The sequence below is a fragment of the Sphingomonas sp. TX0543 genome (assembly GCF_048565505.1).
Taxonomy (GTDB): Bacteria; Pseudomonadota; Alphaproteobacteria; order Sphingomonadales; family Sphingomonadaceae; genus Sphingomonas.
Genome location: NZ_JBLZUS010000005.1, coordinates 160,585 through 175,892, shown reverse-complemented (window position 1 = coordinate 175,892; position 15,308 = coordinate 160,585). Strand labels below are relative to the sequence as shown.

18 protein-coding genes and 1 pseudogene are annotated in these 15,308 nt (G+C 64.9%); 2 read left to right on the top strand and 17 right to left on the bottom strand.

The window, feature by feature from the left end; all coding sequences use genetic code 11:
• Positions 1-10: 10 nt before the first annotated feature.
• The 4 genes from ACM61V_RS22360 to ACM61V_RS22345 form a co-directional block, all read right to left on the bottom strand.
• A complete protein-coding gene (locus ACM61V_RS22360; protein ID WP_024310653.1) occupies positions 11-565 on the bottom strand; it encodes a hypothetical protein in 555 nt (184 codons plus the stop codon).
• A 13-nt stretch (positions 566-578) separates the two neighbouring features.
• Entirely contained in the window at positions 579-1,247 is a 669-nt protein-coding gene (locus tag ACM61V_RS22355) for a DUF7007 domain-containing protein (protein ID WP_164523912.1), read from the bottom strand.
• Positions 1,248-1,341: 94 nt separating this feature from the next.
• The gene (locus tag ACM61V_RS22350; protein ID WP_196803788.1) at positions 1,342-1,749 is read right to left on the bottom strand and encodes an antibiotic biosynthesis monooxygenase; all 408 of its coding nucleotides are present in this window, start codon (positions 1,747-1,749) and stop codon (positions 1,342-1,344) included.
• Positions 1,719-1,907, bottom strand: a complete 189-nt coding sequence (locus ACM61V_RS22345) for a hypothetical protein (protein ID WP_024310650.1) — start codon at positions 1,905-1,907, stop codon at positions 1,719-1,721. The genes ACM61V_RS22350 and ACM61V_RS22345 overlap by 31 nt, the downstream gene beginning before the upstream one ends.
• 132 nt (positions 1,908-2,039) lie before the next feature.
• On the opposite strand from ACM61V_RS22345, the gene ACM61V_RS22340 reads away from it, so the two are divergent.
• Positions 2,040-2,222 (top strand): CsbD family protein, encoded by a 183-nt coding sequence (locus ACM61V_RS22340; protein WP_024310649.1) that lies wholly within the window; start codon positions 2,040-2,042, stop codon positions 2,220-2,222.
• Between the two features lie 60 nt (positions 2,223-2,282).
• On the opposite strand, the gene ACM61V_RS22335 is transcribed toward ACM61V_RS22340, so the two are convergent.
• Positions 2,283-3,590 carry a hypothetical protein gene (locus ACM61V_RS22335; protein ID WP_024310648.1) on the bottom strand — a complete coding sequence of 436 codons (1,308 nt, stop codon included), beginning with the start codon at positions 3,588-3,590 and terminating at the stop codon, positions 2,283-2,285.
• 75 nt (positions 3,591-3,665) lie between these two features.
• Here ACM61V_RS22335 and ACM61V_RS22330 point away from each other — a divergent pair, with 75 nt between their 5' ends.
• Positions 3,666-4,190, top strand: coding sequence for a hypothetical protein (locus tag ACM61V_RS22330; RefSeq protein WP_016510268.1), 525 nt, complete (start codon positions 3,666-3,668; stop codon positions 4,188-4,190).
• A gap of 63 nt (positions 4,191-4,253) precedes the next feature.
• On the opposite strand, the gene ACM61V_RS22325 is transcribed toward ACM61V_RS22330, so the two are convergent.
• The 12 genes and pseudogenes from ACM61V_RS22325 to ACM61V_RS22270 all read right to left on the bottom strand — a co-directional run bounded on the left by ACM61V_RS22325 (position 4,254) and on the right by ACM61V_RS22270 (position 15,173).
• On the bottom strand, positions 4,254-4,772 hold the full coding sequence (locus ACM61V_RS22325; RefSeq protein WP_037447358.1) for a thermonuclease family protein: 519 nt from the start codon (positions 4,770-4,772) through the stop codon (positions 4,254-4,256).
• The gene (locus tag ACM61V_RS22320; protein ID WP_081873262.1) at positions 4,769-5,014 is read right to left on the bottom strand and encodes a hypothetical protein; all 246 of its coding nucleotides are present in this window, start codon (positions 5,012-5,014) and stop codon (positions 4,769-4,771) included. The genes ACM61V_RS22325 and ACM61V_RS22320 overlap by 4 nt, the downstream gene beginning before the upstream one ends.
• The gene (locus ACM61V_RS22315; protein WP_037447360.1) at positions 5,011-5,634 is read right to left on the bottom strand and encodes a DUF6927 domain-containing protein; all 624 of its coding nucleotides are present in this window, start codon (positions 5,632-5,634) and stop codon (positions 5,011-5,013) included. The genes ACM61V_RS22320 and ACM61V_RS22315 overlap by 4 nt, the downstream gene beginning before the upstream one ends.
• Positions 5,635-5,671: 37 nt before the next feature.
• Entirely contained in the window at positions 5,672-6,316 is a 645-nt protein-coding gene (locus ACM61V_RS22310) for a hypothetical protein (protein WP_037447363.1), read from the bottom strand.
• Between the two features lie 76 nt (positions 6,317-6,392).
• Entirely contained in the window at positions 6,393-6,878 is a 486-nt protein-coding gene (locus tag ACM61V_RS22305) for a hypothetical protein (protein ID WP_037447366.1), read from the bottom strand.
• Between the two features lie 34 nt (positions 6,879-6,912).
• Positions 6,913-7,110, bottom strand: a complete 198-nt coding sequence (locus tag ACM61V_RS22300) for a hypothetical protein (RefSeq protein ID WP_037447380.1) — start codon at positions 7,108-7,110, stop codon at positions 6,913-6,915.
• On the bottom strand, positions 7,107-7,595 hold the full coding sequence (locus ACM61V_RS22295) for a hypothetical protein (protein ID WP_037447383.1): 489 nt from the start codon (positions 7,593-7,595) through the stop codon (positions 7,107-7,109). Before ACM61V_RS22295 ends, ACM61V_RS22300 begins: the two co-directional genes overlap by 4 nt.
• A gap of 15 nt (positions 7,596-7,610) precedes the next feature.
• A complete protein-coding gene (locus tag ACM61V_RS22290) occupies positions 7,611-8,117 on the bottom strand; it encodes a zincin-like metallopeptidase domain-containing protein (protein ID WP_419714753.1) in 507 nt (168 codons plus the stop codon).
• 118 nt (positions 8,118-8,235) lie between these two features.
• Positions 8,236-10,083 carry a group II intron reverse transcriptase/maturase gene (gene ltrA / locus ACM61V_RS22285; RefSeq protein WP_061780321.1) on the bottom strand — a complete coding sequence of 616 codons (1,848 nt, stop codon included), beginning with the start codon at positions 10,081-10,083 and terminating at the stop codon, positions 8,236-8,238.
• 616 nt (positions 10,084-10,699) lie between these two features.
• A pseudogene (locus tag ACM61V_RS22280) lies at positions 10,700-11,110 on the bottom strand (ArdC-like ssDNA-binding domain-containing protein); the annotation flags it as partial.
• Between the two features lie 125 nt (positions 11,111-11,235).
• Positions 11,236-13,284 carry a ParB/RepB/Spo0J family partition protein gene (locus ACM61V_RS22275; RefSeq protein WP_037447387.1) on the bottom strand — a complete coding sequence of 683 codons (2,049 nt, stop codon included), beginning with the start codon at positions 13,282-13,284 and terminating at the stop codon, positions 11,236-11,238.
• 164 nt (positions 13,285-13,448) lie between these two features.
• The gene (locus ACM61V_RS22270) at positions 13,449-15,173 is read right to left on the bottom strand and encodes a strawberry notch C-terminal domain-containing protein (protein ID WP_050811008.1); all 1,725 of its coding nucleotides are present in this window, start codon (positions 15,171-15,173) and stop codon (positions 13,449-13,451) included.
• Positions 15,174-15,308 lie beyond the last annotated feature (135 nt).

The following is a 15,308-nucleotide window of genomic DNA, read 5'->3' as shown; positions in this document are numbered from 1 at the left end:
GTCCTCCGGGTCAGGCGGCATCGGCATCGGGCGGCGCCGGGTCGTTGGTAGGGACGGCGGGAGCGTCGGGATCGGGAGCGGGCGCACCGTCGAGCGTCCGCCATTCGAGCATGTCGTCGCTCTCGCGCTCGCAGGTCTGGCAGGTGGTGGAATCGTAGGTGCTGAGCAGCACCCAGGCCTGTTCGGCCTCATCCCACACCGCGACGGCGTCCTTGGTGACGTTGTCGCTGCCGCACTCGTCGCACACCGGCTTGATCCGCGAGGCGGCGGGCAAACGGAGGCGATCCTCGGTGCAGATCGACCAGTCACCGTAGAATTTGCCGTCGTGCGGAAGACAGTCGCCGGCGAGCTGGATGGCGTGTTCGCCATAGCCCTCGTGGAAATGGATTTCCGAATTCGGGAAGAACTTTTCCAGGACCGCCTTCGCGCCGCGGATCTTCACCTCGCTGCCATAGGTGGTGTGGATATAGTCGAGCGGTCCGATCGCGGGGCCTTCGCAGCCCCAGTCTTCGACGTCCTCGTCGGGCGTGGCGCGGCCGTGGAACAGATAGAGATAGACGCTCATCGTGGCGGTCCTTTCAGGCGCTGGGGAGGAGGTGCGCGAGCGCGCTCGCGTCGACCTGCTTGGAGATCGGTGCGGTGCTCTCGACGCGGACCGCGTCCAGGCTCTCGAACGTCTCGGGCATCTGGCGGCGTTCGTAACGGTCCTTGTCGACGAGACCGTGGATCGGCGCGCCCTCGTGGCGCGCGAAGCCGAGCGCATCGACGCTGACAACGCGGCGGAAGACGCAGCCGACCTTGCCCTCGGGCACCCAGTCCGCCCAGGAACCCGACGCCGAGACACTCTCATACTGGCCGATGATCGCCTGATAGGCGGCGCGGCGGCGAACGACGTGGCTGTCGTGGACCGGCACGTCCTCGCCGGTCAGCGCGGTCCAGCGGTCGGGATGCCAGCAGCGCACCGACCGGCGCGCGTTCTCGACCTGCAGCGCGATGCCGGGGATGGGTAAGCGGCGAAACTCGCTGCCGAAGGCGTAGAGTACCAGCGCGTAATCGACGTCTTCCTCATAAAACGGATCGTCGCGGCGCAGCGCGTCGGGCATCGCGGACTGGCGTTCGTCCGACAGGACATAGCCGCCATGGCTGGGCGTCCACACGCGCCAGATGCCGGGCAGCACCTGGTCGGCGCGATCGGGCGTGTCCCAAGGGGTCGTGTCGGGTCGGGGGCTGGGCTTGAACCGGGTCATCTGTCATCTCCCTCATGGATCTGACAGCTATCCCTCCCCCTCCTCTACCGGGCGAAGAGGCGTCCCGGTCTCCTCGCCGGCGGCCGAGGGCCGTTCAATGCTCGACGACGCGATAGTTGCCGAGGTCCGCCCGGATGCCGAGCGCATCGATCATGGTCGCCGGCTCGAAGCCGCTTTCGCGGTACCGTTCGGCCGCGAGCGATCTGGCACGGTCGAGACAGGCCTGGTCGCGCCACTCGACGATGGTCACGATGTTATAGCCGCCCGGGCCGCTTTCCTGCGTGAGGATGAGGTTCTGGATGCAGCCCTCCATATCGTCGAGAAAGGCATGCGTCTCGGTAAGCTTCGCGACGAAGGCGTCGATGCTGGCGGCAGGGACGGCGAACTTGTCGACCTTGTAGACGGAGCTGGTCAGGCGTTCTCTCCCGGATGCGAAGGATCGGACCGGGGGCACCCGGTCCGGCATGGTGGTCAGGCGGGTTTGCTGCCGGGCGTGCCGCACTTGGCGAACTTGCCTTTGGCATCCTTGCAGCGCGTGGGCTTGGCGGGCTTCTCGGGACATTTGACGAAGCGGCCCTTGGCATCCTTGCAGGGGGCGGCAAGTGCCGGGACACCAGCGAGAAGTGAAAGCGCGGCAGTAGCGGCGACGATTGTGCGCATCTCTAATCTCCTGCCCGGTGATCGGGCTCGAAAGGAGTATCCGGGAGAACAGCGGTACGCCAGCCATTACGGAACCGTGGCTGGTGGGTACTGGTTTTCACCCATCAACATATCGCTCAAACGAGTTCGATCATGGGTGAAGCAACCGACAAGGTGAACGCTGCGGGCAACAAGCTGGCCGGCAACGTCATGGAAGGGATCGGCAAGGCGACCGACAACGCGAGCCTCGAAGCGGAGGGCAAGGCCCAGAAGCTGAAGGGGTCCGCTCAGGACGTAAAGGGCTCGGTCAAGGGCGCGCTCGGCGACAACATCTGACCGCAGATTCCGGTGTGAAGACGAGGGCCGTTTCGGGAAACCGGGGCGGCCGTTTCGGTATCAGCCGATATGAAGCTGATCGAGAACGGCGCTTTCCAGATTATCGCCTTCGAGATCCTCGGCATGGATCGTCACGACGGGCGCGATCTCACGCAGCTTTTCGACCTGGCGCAGCTTCAGCCCCAGCGCATCGGGATTGTCGCCGGTGACGACTTCGAGCGCCGCCTCGATCACCTCGCCGGTGGTGAAGTCCCGCAGGTCCAGGATGAGGTCGGGGCGGACGTCGCCGATCGACGTCGCGATGTCGAACAGGAGGCGCTTGAATCCGACGCCGATGCCGCGCCGGCGAAGCCGGTACTGGAGATCGAGCAGGCCGACGATCGTCTTGCGTTCGGCGAGATTGTGGATCGCGACGAAATTGGCGGGGCGCGCGATCGGCTGCGCATAGGCGCGCAGGCACGCATAGCCCTCGCGCGGGTTGTGCTCGCCGACGACGGCCAGGACCAGATACGGCGGTCCGATGTGGCGCTGGTGGACGCCGATGTGGCGGATGCGGTTCTTGACGATCAGCTCGCGCCCTTCGGCAAGCGTGATGGTCGAGCCGGAGACGTCGATCGCATACAGGAGGAGGAAGGCCTGCGGGGCGTGCTCGCTCGGCCATTTCTTCGCCGCCTCGCGCAGTTTCGCGAATACGATGCCGCGTTCGTAGGGGTCGATGTGGGTGTAGAGATGGCGCGCGAGCGGGATACCCGGTGCGATCTGGACCCGTTCGGCCGCGGCGCGCATCGCCGCGAATTCGCTCGCCATCGACGTGGTGCGCGGCTCGCCGACCTCAAGCGGCTCGACGACGTTGACCTGCGCCATTTCCATCAGCTGCCACAGCAGCCGCGCGAGGCGCGGGATCGCGACGCCGCGGGTGCGATCGTCGGGTTCGCTGTCGTCGGGCAGCTGCGCCAGTTTCTCGGGGGCGAGCCGGTGCGCCGAGAACAGCCCGTCCGGCTCGTTGATCGTGCGCGGGGTGGCGGTCGCTTTCTCGCGGATGCGGGGCGGTGCCTGCTCGCGGAAGAAGGGGCAGTCGACGTCATGCTCGGGGCGACGCTGGCGGATACTGGTAAGGCGTCGCAGGTAATAGGTTTCGGCTTCGGAGAGATAGGCCGGCGAGAGTAGCGGTGGGTCCGTCCCCTCCCCCAGGCAGTCGCAGGCGATCCACTGGTGATGGTCGCGTGCCTTGACCACCATGATGACCGACGCGCGGTGATCGCTGTCCTCGCCTTCGCCGGTATACCAGCGCACCAGCGCCTCGCGCACCACGTCGGGGACGGGCGAGCGGGAGGTTAGACCCCGGGTATCGCGCGGGACGAGCCACATGGTGGTGATGCTACTCCATAATGCTTGCCTTGTCGCCTTTGTTCACGTTACGTTCAATGAACAAAGGAGCTGGCCATGAAGCGTTCGGAATTTATCGGAGAGTTCGACCTCGACGCGGTGCTCACCGAATTGTCGGTCGATCTGGATATTCGCGTCACCCGGCGCATGCTCGCCGGAGCGTGCATCGGCAGCAATCCGGAGGATGCGTATCTCTCGGCGCGCGAGTTGCGGGAATCGCTCGAATGGATTCATGAGGGCGAGAACGAGGGCAAGGTCAAGCTGACCACGATCCTCAGCACCGCGTGCGACGATTTCCAGCGGTGCCTCTATTATTGCGTCGCCGGCAAGGGCGTCGTGACCATGCTCGACGATCTCGTCTGGCTGGAGAAGCTGCTGGAGGCGCGCGGTCGCATCGCCGGGCACATCTATCGCAACAAGCTGCCGGTGAAGCCGCTGGTCAATCCGTATGTCGCGGCCGAGCCGGATGGTCCGTTGGGCCGCTTCGACCCCGCGTTCGCGATCGGCGCGTCCTGGTCGCATGACCCGGGACCCGATTACGATTCCGACGATCGTGGCCCCGGTCCGAAGCTCAAGGGCTGACGACAAAAAGAAAAGGCGGTTCGGCAAGGGAGCATGCCGGACCGCCTCTTCCAGGGGGGGATATCAGTAACGCGCCTCGCACGCGAGCCGTTCCCCGCGCCGCCAGCGCGCCGGATCGATGAATTCTCCCGCATAGGCGCCGCGGCCCGCTGATCGCGCCTGTTCGGCCGCAGCGACATAGCGCGCGGCGCGCTGCGGATCGCCGCGCAGATATTGCGTCGCCGGCACCGCCAGACCCTGCAGGATCAGTTGCTCGCCCAGGTCGTAGCCGTCGACCGTGACGATGGCGATCGGACGGCCGTAGCTGCTCGCGCCGGTCATGCGGATCGTGGCGACACTGCTCTTGAGGATACGCGAGGCGGAATCCTGCGCGAACTTGCCGCACGGATAGCAGGCACCGTCCTTCGAGCACATCTGCTTGCGCTCGAAGGCGTCGGCCCCCGACAGGCGGAAATCGACCGAGACCGTGTCGCCGTCGATCGCCCGCCCCTCGCCGGTGATCGTCGCCCCGTCGCGGCCTTGGGGTTCCCCTGCCCCGCAGGCGGCGAGCGCGGCGATGCCGAGGAGCAGGGCGCCCCTCATGCGTAGCGCAATTCGACTTCGACGTTCGGTCCGTCGACGATGATCGGCAGAACGCGGAAGGGTTGCAGCGGATCGCCGGTGCGCACGATCGAGACCTGGCGTGCGCCGGCATCGAACATCCGCATGGCGACGCGCTGGGCATGGGCGCGGCTGCAGAGCTGCGACCGCTTGGGGCTGGGCGTGACGGGGGGATACGGGGCGGACATGGCGATGATCCTGACGTGGGGGATGTCGGCGATCAACCGAACACCGTCTTGTGGACGCGGGTTTCGGGCTTGGGCGGCACGAGCGTCCACGCCCATTTGCGAAGGTTGCCGATCCGATATTTCGGGTAGCCGTTGCCGGGGATCGCGAGCGAGATCTTGCGGCCGCGCTTGTGGACGATGAACTCGTCGCCCTCATAGCCGTCGACGAAGGTGACCTTGCTCGGCAAGCGGATGTGCATGCCGTGTTCGAGCGGGCGTACCGGCGTCGCGAGCCGCTCGAGGCAGCGTCGGCGCCAGTTCAGGGCACCGGGATCGTCGGTGTCGCCGAGCAGCGACAGGATGCGCTCGGGGCATTCGGCCTCGCATGGCCCGGCGTGTTCGGTCATATCCTTGTAGGCGAACACAAATCCGTCCTTGGCGCGCGGGTTCCAGCTGACCATGCACACGGCCGCGAAGGCGGGTTCGTCGTTGCCATCGGTGGACGGCACCACGGCTGCGTACCAGACCTTGTTGCGCAGGCACGAGGAGGCGATGACGCGCAGCGCCTTCCCCTTTCCGTCCGCGTCGCGGTTGTCGTAGGTGAATTGCGCGTCGAGATAGGCTTTGGGGCCTGTGTGCGGGAACATCGACGACAGCGGCATGCTGAGCCAGCCCATGATGGCGGTCCTTTCGCGGGTGTGGATGGGTGATCGATCAGCCGAACAGGCTGACCGGCTCGGCGACCGGCGCTGTGAGCCGCAATTCCTTGCGCAGCCGCACGGCGAACCGCTCGGGTGCGAGCAGGTCGCGGATCGAGGCGTAGCAGTCGCGCTCCCCGAGGTGGTCGTGACGGCCGCTGACGCGGCGGTAGATGACCTCGCGATCGGCCATGGTGCCGTGGAGCGATAGCTGCATCCACAGCTCCTCGCCGTGTAGGGTGATCTCGCCCGATCGCGACGCGTGGCTGCGGTTCGAGCGCAGGTCATAGTGCGCGGGGTCGAGTCCCAGCGTGTCGGCGAGCCGGCGCAGCGCCTTGCGTCCGTCGCTGTGGAAGCGATCCTTGGCGGCCGCGTCGTGCGCGACGCCCCGCACCGCGAGTGTCAGCAATGCCGGGTGCTGTCGCAACTCGGCGATGCGGTCCATGCAGCGCCGCTTGAGCAGCGCGTCCTCGGACTGCGGCGCGGTAACGCTCGCGAGGTGACGGGCGAGCAGGATGACCGCGGGATCGGTTTCGAAGGCGATCCCGGCGTTGCGGCAGTCATCGATCGCGCGGGTAATGGCGTGGAGGCTCGCTCCGATCGTGACCAGCGCGCTCGGGTCGAGCGCCTGCTGGTGGCGGAAGGCGACGTCGTATGGCATCGATGGGCTCCCTGAGCGCCCTATGCGCTCAGCCCATCCCGTCCCTCTTTCCTTCTTGCCTGGAGTACGGTCAGGATCAGTCCGTGTGCCCGCGATGCCGACCCAGGCCATCCCTGAGCATCGAAACGCAGGTGGCAACCAGCGTCACATTGAGCGCCATCGACACGATCACGGCGATGACGCCCATCGTACCCGACTGGATGCCGCAGAGATTGCGCACGTCCCAGAATTGCGGTTCAAGGCTGCGATTATAGGCCCACATCGCATATTGCATCCGTGGGCTCTCCAGCGTCGCGTGCGCGAAGACCGTCAGGGCGGCGCCGATGGCGAGCAGGGCGAAGCGCAGCCAGAACAGCGACGCTCGGCCGAGCAGCGCGAACAGCAGGACGGGATAGGCGATGAGGCTGAAGGTGAACGGTGTCACCATCGCGCGGAACGGCCATCCGCTGTGATCCACGCGCAGCACATGGTCGGCATGGTGAATGACGGCCAGCACGATCGCCAGAAGAAGGAGATTGCGTGTCGACCGCGAAAGGCCGGTTGTCGGGTCGAAGCTCCGCATCGCATCAGCGCCCTCGGGTGGTAATACGGTCTGGCTATAGCATAAGCCGTCCGGCATCGCCCGACCGACATGCGGCGTCGAACCCGCGTTGCCATGCTGCTTCGAGTCGGCTGCCGCGTCGATGGCAGCAGCCGGTATTGCCCATCACGAAGCACCGCCAGCCCGATTTCTCGGCCTCCCACAGTGGATCGAGCGGCGCCGGCGTCAGCAGCGCCATCAGATCGAGGATCATGCCATGTCCCCTTCGGACTGCGCGATCATCAGCGTGACCGCCTCGTCGATCGCGGAATCGTCCCCATTGACCATTCGGGCCGTCGGCGTGCGCCGCTGGACGTTGGCGAACACCGTTGGCGCTGCCCTGCCCTTCAGCGGATAGCAGAACACCTGGTCGCCCTCGATCGTCACCAGCTTCGTCCGGCATTGCCGGCGCAGCCGCTTCGCTTCCTCGATCCGGGTGATAAGCGCCGCCACCTCGAACTCGAGGCAGTGCGGCATGACGCTGTCGCCGAGCCGCGAGACGGGACGGTTGGCGGCGAGCCAGGCATCGACCGCCTGTTCGGTGACGCTGCCGACGGCATGGTAATCGTCCGCGGCGCCATGCCCGCGGTTCGACGCGAGGAAGGCGCGCTGCCCATCGATCCAGATCTCGGCCGAGTAGCAAGTCGTTTCCTCGGACAAAGCGTCGACCACCTTCAGCTTGCGCAACTCGATGTGCATGGTGAGATCTCCGGGTCATGCCGCGAGGGCTTCGGGTTGGTCGACCTCGGCCGCGCCACCCACGGCGGCGTTGTGGAGCCAGGTCACCGCCTGCTCGGCTTTCGCCGCGGCCTTGATGATCGCGCTCGAATCGCCCTTCAGGATTTTCAGCCAATGGTCGACGTAGCTGGCGTGATTGTCGTGCAGCTCGCCGGGCAGATTGAGGTCGGCGCACACCAGACACTGGCCGATGCAGGCGACCAGCTCCTCGAACGCATAGGCGTTGTCGCCGAACTTCTTGCCGAACTCGCGGTTGAGGCGCTGCGGCGCGCCCGAATAATGGACATATTCGTGCGCGAGCGTGCTGGCGTAATGATCGTCCGAGCGAAACGCGCCGCGCTGCGGTAGCTGGATATAGTCGCCGATCGGCGAATAGAATGCCTGATCGCCGCCATGCCGCACGGTCGCCGGCAGGCCTCCGAAGAAGGCATCGATCGCGGCGCGGTGCCGGCTCTCGATGCGCGGTTCGGGCGGTGCGGGCACCGGATAATAATACGCCGGGAGACGTAGGGTAGGCCGGGTGGCGTCTCGTTGAGAACGTCCCTCGGCCCCCCTCCGAACCGGACTTGCACCTTTCAGCGCATCCGGCTCTCCACCTACGTCAGAGTTGCAATTGTCGCCTATCTGGTAGCCTGCCCGCATGGAGGTCCACGTGGCAGGGTTTGCACAGCACGATACGCTTGCGCGTCCGTGCCGAGATCATTTTCCGACCCAAAGGCGCGACCTTCATATCAGCCATCTTGTGGACGTGATGCACCTCACATGCCTTATCCTCGGCACCGCACAGCTCGCACTGATTGGCGTTGAGACGTTCGACAAACTCGGTACGGTTGAGGCTCCACATTGCTGTGGCGGGAACGATGTCGATCGTTCCGTAGCGGATTTCTCCAACCGTCAACTCGGTCGACTTCCACAATTTGGCCGTCTTGGTCTCTCCCCTGACCATGTAGCTGACCTGATAATCGGTTCCACACCGAAGCCTATTGAAGACCTGCATCACCGAACACTTATGCTTGTTGGCTAGCGTCCGCCCCAAACTAGCCCGCCATATGTGGGTCAGCTTGTTGAGCTTCTTCTTGACGTCCCATGCTAGTGCGTAGTAATTAGCAAATCCTCGTAGCTCCGCATTATAGGCCATCACGATTTCGACGTCACTGCAATGAAGAAGCCGTGGGCGGTGCTGGCTGACAAAAGCCGACCAGTTGCCATACTCCTTCGTGGCGCAAAACTGTGCGACCTTGTCCCAAGGTACGCTTAATTGCATGATATCGGAGGGCATACGCGGCCTGAATACACGGCCATCCCTCACAACTTTCCCGGTTCGACGCTGGGTATGTGTATGAACGTCGTAGCCGAGAAACCTCACCCCATCCGACGCTTTCGCAATCCGACTCTTTTCCTCCGAGGCTTCGAGACACAGTTTATTGGACAGGAAAGCCCTGACCGTCGCCATGACCTCACGCGCTTCGTCCTTTGAACCGATGACCCCAATAAGAAAATCATCAGCGTAGCGGACGAAACGCAGCCTGCGAAAATTCAAGTCGAACGGATCACGCGCACGAAGCGATGCTCGCCTCTCCCCGATCTGCTCGATCTCGCGGAGTGCTTGATCAACAGCGGGATCATCAGCCTTGCCTTCAGCGCGCAGCCGACGAATTTTCTTCCAACGGTACTGCATGTTCGCGCTGAGCCGCCAGTATTCCGCCGGGACGGACCGTTGACCGCCCTTGTCGAACCGTTGCCTATATTCCTCCATGAACTCATCGAGTTCGTGAAGATAGACATTGGCCAGCAAGGGAGAGACGATACCGCCCTGTGGCGTGCCACTGAAAGATTCACGCACCTGCCAGTCTTCGAGATAGCCCGCCTTTAGCATGCCACGAACGAGGCCGATGAATCTTTCATCATCGATCCGTTTTGCGAGCAGCTTGAGCAGCACGTCATGGTCGATATTGTCGAAGAACCCGACCACATCGACCTCAACCAACCATTTGACGCCGGTCCAGACGCCGCGAACGGCGTCCAGTGCGGTGTGACAGGAACGCCCCGGTCTAAATCCATGGCTGTGTTCGGAAAACACAGGCTCATAAATCCTTTCAAGGATGCTTCTGACCACCTCCTGCACCAACCGGTCGTTGACCGTTGGGATACCAAGAGGACGCAATTTACCGTTGACCTTGGGAATATAGACCCGGCGCACGGGTAACGGGCGGTAGGAGCCGCTAAACACTTGCGACATCAGCCGGTGAAGTCTCTCAGGCGAAAAGCCGTCGAAAGTCTCACCATCGACGCCGGACGTCAGCGAACCCTGATTACGGGCGATCCGCTCATATGCTTGCTCCCAAAGGAGATCGCACTTCATGAGGTTGAACAGCCCGTTGACCCGCTTCCCCGCGATAGACAACTTTGGCAACTGCTCCATCCGCTTCAGGACGGTATGTGACAGCATCAGCTAGTCCCTTCCTTCGTTGGTGGAGCGACGTAAGCTGCCGGACTTCCCCCGGCCGGTTGGGCTTTCGGGCGAGTCACCTCGACCCTTATACCGCCGGTCGTGCGCTCCCGAAGGTGCGCCTGTCCCGGGCGTTACCCCGGGCGTTTGAGTACTACTCCGGCTCCGTGGCCATACAGGACGGACCAAAGTCCGCCTGCTACAGGCCATCCTGTGATGACGTGTGTAGGGAGTTCCGACTTGGTTAGGCCCCCAGTTCATCCCTTTGTCCCCATACAGGGCTGCGCCGAGTAGGCTGGATGCGCCGGTCCTCGAAGGAAAGACCAGCGCCTTTAAGCACTCGGAACCACGCCTCAACCATTGCTGCGTGGCTGGCACCAGATATACCGCTCGGGATTTGGGTTCAGGCAGTGTAGCTTTGACCATACAAGTCTTGCCTTGACCGTCCGCCGCTACAATGGTTTCGCGACTTCCGGCCTTTTCCAGCCATGCTATGTTTCCCTGCCCCTTTCGAGGATCAAGCCCTTGCAGGCCAGAGTAAGACTGGTAGGCATAGGACATTTCCAGCTATCCTAATCTCATTCGAGATACTCCATTACTCACGCTTTCACAGCGCACCGTCGATCTGATCGACGTTGAACACCGTGTACGAGCGCAGGAACCGGATATTCTTCGTCGCCGCCTCGCCGGTGACGCGGTCCGCCTCGGTTTTCGAGAAGGTTGAATAATAGACGCTGTGCGCGCCATGCTCGCCGCGCCGTACCTGTCCGCCCAACTCGGTCGCCTGTCGGTAGGTCATCCAGTTGCGGCCAGAGAACCCCTGGGCGTCGCCGATCGCCCAGAGATAGAGCGCGTTGATGCCGGTGTAGGGCGTGCCGCAATGCCGCAGCGGTCGCCCCCCTGCCCCGGTCAGTCCCCAGGGGCGCGACCAGGGCAGGACGCCGGCTTCAAGCTTGGCGATTATGAGGTTGGTGATCTCGGCCGCGACATCGCGGCGTGGCGCAGTCGATTTGCGGTGAAAGGTCATGGGAAAGCTCCCTCGATGCGCGGGCCACGCGTGACGGTCCGCGGGTAAAAAGAAGGCGGCCGCCCCGGTGAGGGACAGCCGCCAAGGTGTGCCCGGGAGACGAACGGGCCGGGGGTATCGGGGGGCTATTCGGCCGCGATCAGCGCCTCGTCGCTGTCGATCCCGGCATCGTCGGCACCGAGATCATCGGTGTCGCCGTAGTCGTCGTCGTCGAAGCCCTCATCGCCGGGCTCGTCGTCGATTGCCTCGTCGGCACCGGCGACCGACACGAGATCGAACCGCATCGCGTCGGGCACCCAGGCCAGCGCCGCGTCCTTGGTCTCCGCCTCGGTGATCGCTTCGCCGGCGAACAGCTTCTCGCAGCTGGTCGAGATCTCGCCCTTCTTCGAGGCCATGTAGCGGGCCGCGAGCGGCGCGCCCCCGACGTTGGTGAGCAGCGCCAGCAGCGTACCCTTCGACACGCGGTCGAAGAAGTTCGCCGAGGTAGGGCGCCACCATTTGGCGGGTTCGATCTCGAGGATCGAGGCGAGCCGCGCATGGAGCGGGTTGGTGGTGACCGAGCTGTAATCGGGCTTGGCCTCGAGCGAGGTCGCCACCACGACCGCGAGCCAGGCCGCCTTGGCGTCGTCGCTGAGCGCGCGGAACGCCTCGAACCGCTCGACCGGGTTCGACCCTTCCGTCCACGACGTGTCGAGACCCTCGCGGGCTTCGGCGATCGCGACCTGCGCCTGCGTGGCGGGCTGATCCTTGGGCATCTGCGGGTCCTGCGGACGCCCTGCCCGAACCGTCGTCCCGTAGCGGCCGTAGCCGTGGCTGGGGTCGGCGAGGCAGAACAGCATATAGTCGAGCGCGAGCCCCGGATCGCCGAGGATCGAGGCGGCGAGGATGTCGCGGCGCTGGACCGCCAGTTCGTCATGGAGCCGCGCGCTGAGCGGCTTGCCGCCAGGAGCGACCGCCTCGGGCGGCAGGTCGGCGGTGCGACGCGACGACGGCGACGACGGCAGCGGCCGATCGTCCCCGGGCAGGCGGATCGGCGTTTCGCTGTAATAGGTCGTGTCGAGCGTCATCTTGCCGTCGCGGCCGAGCGTCAGGAAGACGCCGACCTGGCCCTTGACCTCGTCGGTCAGCTCGGGCGCCTTGTCGTGGATCGCCTGATATTCCTCGCGCAGCCGATCCGATTCCGCATCGAGCGCGGCATAGGTGTCGTCATCGATACCCTCGTCCTCCATATCGCTCTCGATGACCTGCACGCGCTCCTCGATCTTGTCGCAGCGCGTCTGTTCCTCGTCCGTCAGCGGCGCTGCCGGCAGCGTCACGCGGTGGAGGTCGGACGTGATGCCGTAGAGGCTGGTCGTGGCGACGGGGCGCACCCATGCGACGCCCAGTTCCTCGCCGAGCCGCTTGGCCTCGGCCTCCATCAGCGAGGCAGCGAGCGTCTGCGCGAGTTCCGGGTCGGTCCAGCGGTCACCGTCCTCGCTGAACAGTTCGCGCTCGATGCGGCCGCCCGCGGCGACATAGGCATCGGCACCGACCAGGATCGCGATCGGATCCGTCGCCTTCATCGTGTCGTTGGCGATCGCGCGACGGATCTGGTCGGCGTTGACGTAGGACGAGTGACCATACTGCTCGAACACGCGCTCCTGCTTGGCCTTGTCGGCCGTCGAGCCGTAGGCCTTGGCCATCTCGTAGGAGATCTTGCCCGCGGCCAGGGCTTCGAAGATCGGTTCGGCAAGATCGGCGAGGCGCAGCCGTCCCTCGATGAAGCGGCGGGTCTGGCCAAACCGTTTGGCGACCGCGTCGACGTCACCGTCGGTCTTGAGGAAGTGCTGGAACGCGACGCATTCCTCGGCGACGGTCATCTGCTCGCGCTGGAAATTCTCGGTCAGCGACACCTCGCGCAGGTCCGCCTCGTCGCCGGTGATGATCTTGACCGGCACGTCATAGTCGGCGGCAACGATCTCGCCGGCTTCGGCCAGCATCATCGCACCGAGATAGCGGCGATCGCCGGCGATTATCTCGAACATGCCCTTCGGGCGGGCGGCGGTCACCAGCAGGTTCTGCATGATGCCGCGAGCGCGGATGCTGGCGGCCATCGCCTCGATATTCTTGGGCGGGGTGGTGCGCACGTTCTTCTCGGAACGCTTCAGCTTCGCGAGTTTGACGGTCTGGGTCATCTATCGTCTCCATGAGCGGGAAAGTGTCCGGTGCACGGGTGTTTCCCCCGACCCGGACACCCTCCCCGCTCCTTCTCCCCTCTCGTTTCCCGCTTGGGCGGGAGGGCGACTGGGGCTCGCCGACAAGCGGCTACCTTGCTGCTAGCTGGCTGTTATCGTGCCGGTCAGGCCATCAGCTTTGCGAGAACCGCATCGGCCGTCTCGACGGGGATGAAGACGCGCGTCTTGTAGGCGATGATCTCTGTGAAGCAGCCGATCGACTTGAGCCACGCGAGCTGGTCGGCCGGTGCGCCGCTGATCTCGATGCGCGGCTTGGCGTTGACGCGTACGCGCTTCACCTCGCACACGAACGGTCGCCGGATCGTGACCGTCCCGCCCTCCATCGCGGCGCGCGCGACCTCGGCCGGGCTGAGCACGTCGTTGCTGTCGAGGCCCATCTTCGAGAACAGCGCCGGCACGTCGCCCGGGAACACCATGCGCCCGAGCCAGGAGCGACCCTCGGCATCGACCACGCGGTTGACCACGAGATGGTCGCTCGGCAGCGCCGACCAGATCGGCAGCAGAAGGCCGGTCGCGAGCCGGATCGTCTCGACGTCGAGCTTGCCGCGGATCTCGTCGACCTCGGCCGACCATTCCGCCTCGAACCGTGCGCGGCTGCATTCCTCCCAGGCCGTCTCGTAGAGATCGTCGAGTGCGAGATATTCGTGCCGGGTCGGACGCATCAGTTCGATGCGCGACACCGCCACCCCGTCCTCGGTCAGCCAGGAGCGCGCGTTGGTGCGCAGCGCGACCTTGCCCGACTTGCCGTTGCGCACGAACACGGCGGTCTGGTCGGTATCGGCGATGCGCAGCACGCGCTCGAGCGACATGGGGTTGCGGCGCCGGGTCACCTCGATCGTCAGCAGGTGCGAGGTCGCCTTGCTGACCGGGTCGGTGCGCAGGATCGTATCGTCGAGCACGGTCGCGGTCTCGACCGTCATCGTCTCGACGCCGACATCGAGTGTCCCCGCCTCGCGCGCGGCCGCGACCCGTGCCTCGACCAGCGCCAGGAATTCGTCAAAGATGCAGTTCTGGAGCCCGATCGGCAGCGCCAGCAACCGGTTGAGCCAGCGCTGGATGGGCGGGAGATCCTCCTTCAACACGCCGTCGGTATCGAGCAGTTCCAGGCCGGTGCGATGCTGGAAATCGGTGAGGTTGGTGCTGGTCAGCTTCCCCGCGACGAGCAGGTGATACCAGCTGATGAGCGCCGCCTTGGCGTAGTCGCTTTCGAGATTATCGGCCGGGTCGAACAGATTCTGCCCCCCGGTCTGGCGCTGGCCGCGCGTCAGAGCGCCGAGGCTGTCTAGACGCCGCGCGATGGTCGAGGTGAACCTGAGTTCGCCCTTGCAGTCGGTCGTGACGGGCCGGAACAGGGGCGAGCAGGCCTGATGCGTGCGGTGGGTACGTCCCAGGCCCTGGATCGCGCGATCGGCCCTCCAGCCCGGCTCCAGGAGCAGATGCGCGCGTTGCTGCTGGTTCTTCGCATCGAGGCTGGCATGATAAGACCGCCCGGTCCCGCCGGCGTCGGAGAAGACCAGGATGCGCTTGGTGCCTTCCATGAAGGCGGCGGAATCGGCCTGCGTGGCGCGGGCCGAGCGCGATTCGAGCTTCTGCCCTCCCCCGCTCACCGTGATGAGGCGCTTGGTGCGCCCCGTCACCTCGGCGACCATCTCGGTGCCGAACCGGGTGATGATGGCATCGAGCACGGCCGCGATCGGCGGCAGCGCGCAAAGCTGCTCGACCAGATTGTCGCGCTCGGCTTCGGCTTCGGGGTTGGTGACCGGGTGGCCGCTCTCGTCGAACAGCGGTCGCGAGCGCACCTCGCCGGTGTCATCGCGGAAGAAGGTCATCTGCTGGACCGGGAATGCCCGCGTCAGATAGTCGATCACGGCTTCTTTGCAGTCGCAGTTTATGTCGAGCGTGGCAGCAGGAGGCGCAGGTTTCCTTCGGTTTTCCATGATTTCACTCCAGATAATATGTGGGTC

Excerpts from the sequence above, each read along its gene's own strand:
- ACM61V_RS22360 (WP_024310653.1), bottom strand. The coding sequence starts at position 565 with ATGAGCGTCTATCTCTATCTGTTCCACGGCCGCGCCACGCCCGACGAG.
- ACM61V_RS22355 (WP_164523912.1), bottom strand. The coding sequence starts at position 1,247 with ATGACCCGGTTCAAGCCCAGCCCCCGACCCGACACGACCCCTTGGGAC.
- ACM61V_RS22345 (WP_024310650.1), bottom strand. The coding sequence starts at position 1,907 with ATGCGCACAATCGTCGCCGCTACTGCCGCGCTTTCACTTCTCGCTGGT.
- ACM61V_RS22340 (WP_024310649.1), top strand. The coding sequence starts at position 2,040 with ATGGGTGAAGCAACCGACAAGGTGAACGCTGCGGGCAACAAGCTGGCC.
- ACM61V_RS22335 (WP_024310648.1), bottom strand. The coding sequence starts at position 3,590 with ATGTGGCTCGTCCCGCGCGATACCCGGGGTCTAACCTCCCGCTCGCCC.
- ACM61V_RS22330 (WP_016510268.1), top strand. The coding sequence starts at position 3,666 with ATGAAGCGTTCGGAATTTATCGGAGAGTTCGACCTCGACGCGGTGCTC.
- ACM61V_RS22325 (WP_037447358.1), bottom strand. The coding sequence starts at position 4,772 with ATGAGGGGCGCCCTGCTCCTCGGCATCGCCGCGCTCGCCGCCTGCGGG.
- ACM61V_RS22315 (WP_037447360.1), bottom strand. The coding sequence starts at position 5,634 with ATGGGCTGGCTCAGCATGCCGCTGTCGTCGATGTTCCCGCACACAGGC.
- ACM61V_RS22310 (WP_037447363.1), bottom strand. The coding sequence starts at position 6,316 with ATGCCATACGACGTCGCCTTCCGCCACCAGCAGGCGCTCGACCCGAGC.
- ACM61V_RS22305 (WP_037447366.1), bottom strand. The coding sequence starts at position 6,878 with ATGCGGAGCTTCGACCCGACAACCGGCCTTTCGCGGTCGACACGCAAT.
- ACM61V_RS22300 (WP_037447380.1), bottom strand. The coding sequence starts at position 7,110 with ATGATCCTCGATCTGATGGCGCTGCTGACGCCGGCGCCGCTCGATCCA.
- ACM61V_RS22295 (WP_037447383.1), bottom strand. The coding sequence starts at position 7,595 with ATGCACATCGAGTTGCGCAAGCTGAAGGTGGTCGACGCTTTGTCCGAG.
- ltrA (WP_061780321.1), bottom strand. The coding sequence starts at position 10,083 with ATGCTGTCACATACCGTCCTGAAGCGGATGGAGCAGTTGCCAAAGTTG.
- ACM61V_RS22275 (WP_037447387.1), bottom strand. The coding sequence starts at position 13,284 with ATGACCCAGACCGTCAAACTCGCGAAGCTGAAGCGTTCCGAGAAGAAC.
- ACM61V_RS22270 (WP_050811008.1), bottom strand. The coding sequence starts at position 15,173 with ATGACCTTCTTCCGCGATGACACCGGCGAGGTGCGCTCGCGACCGCTG.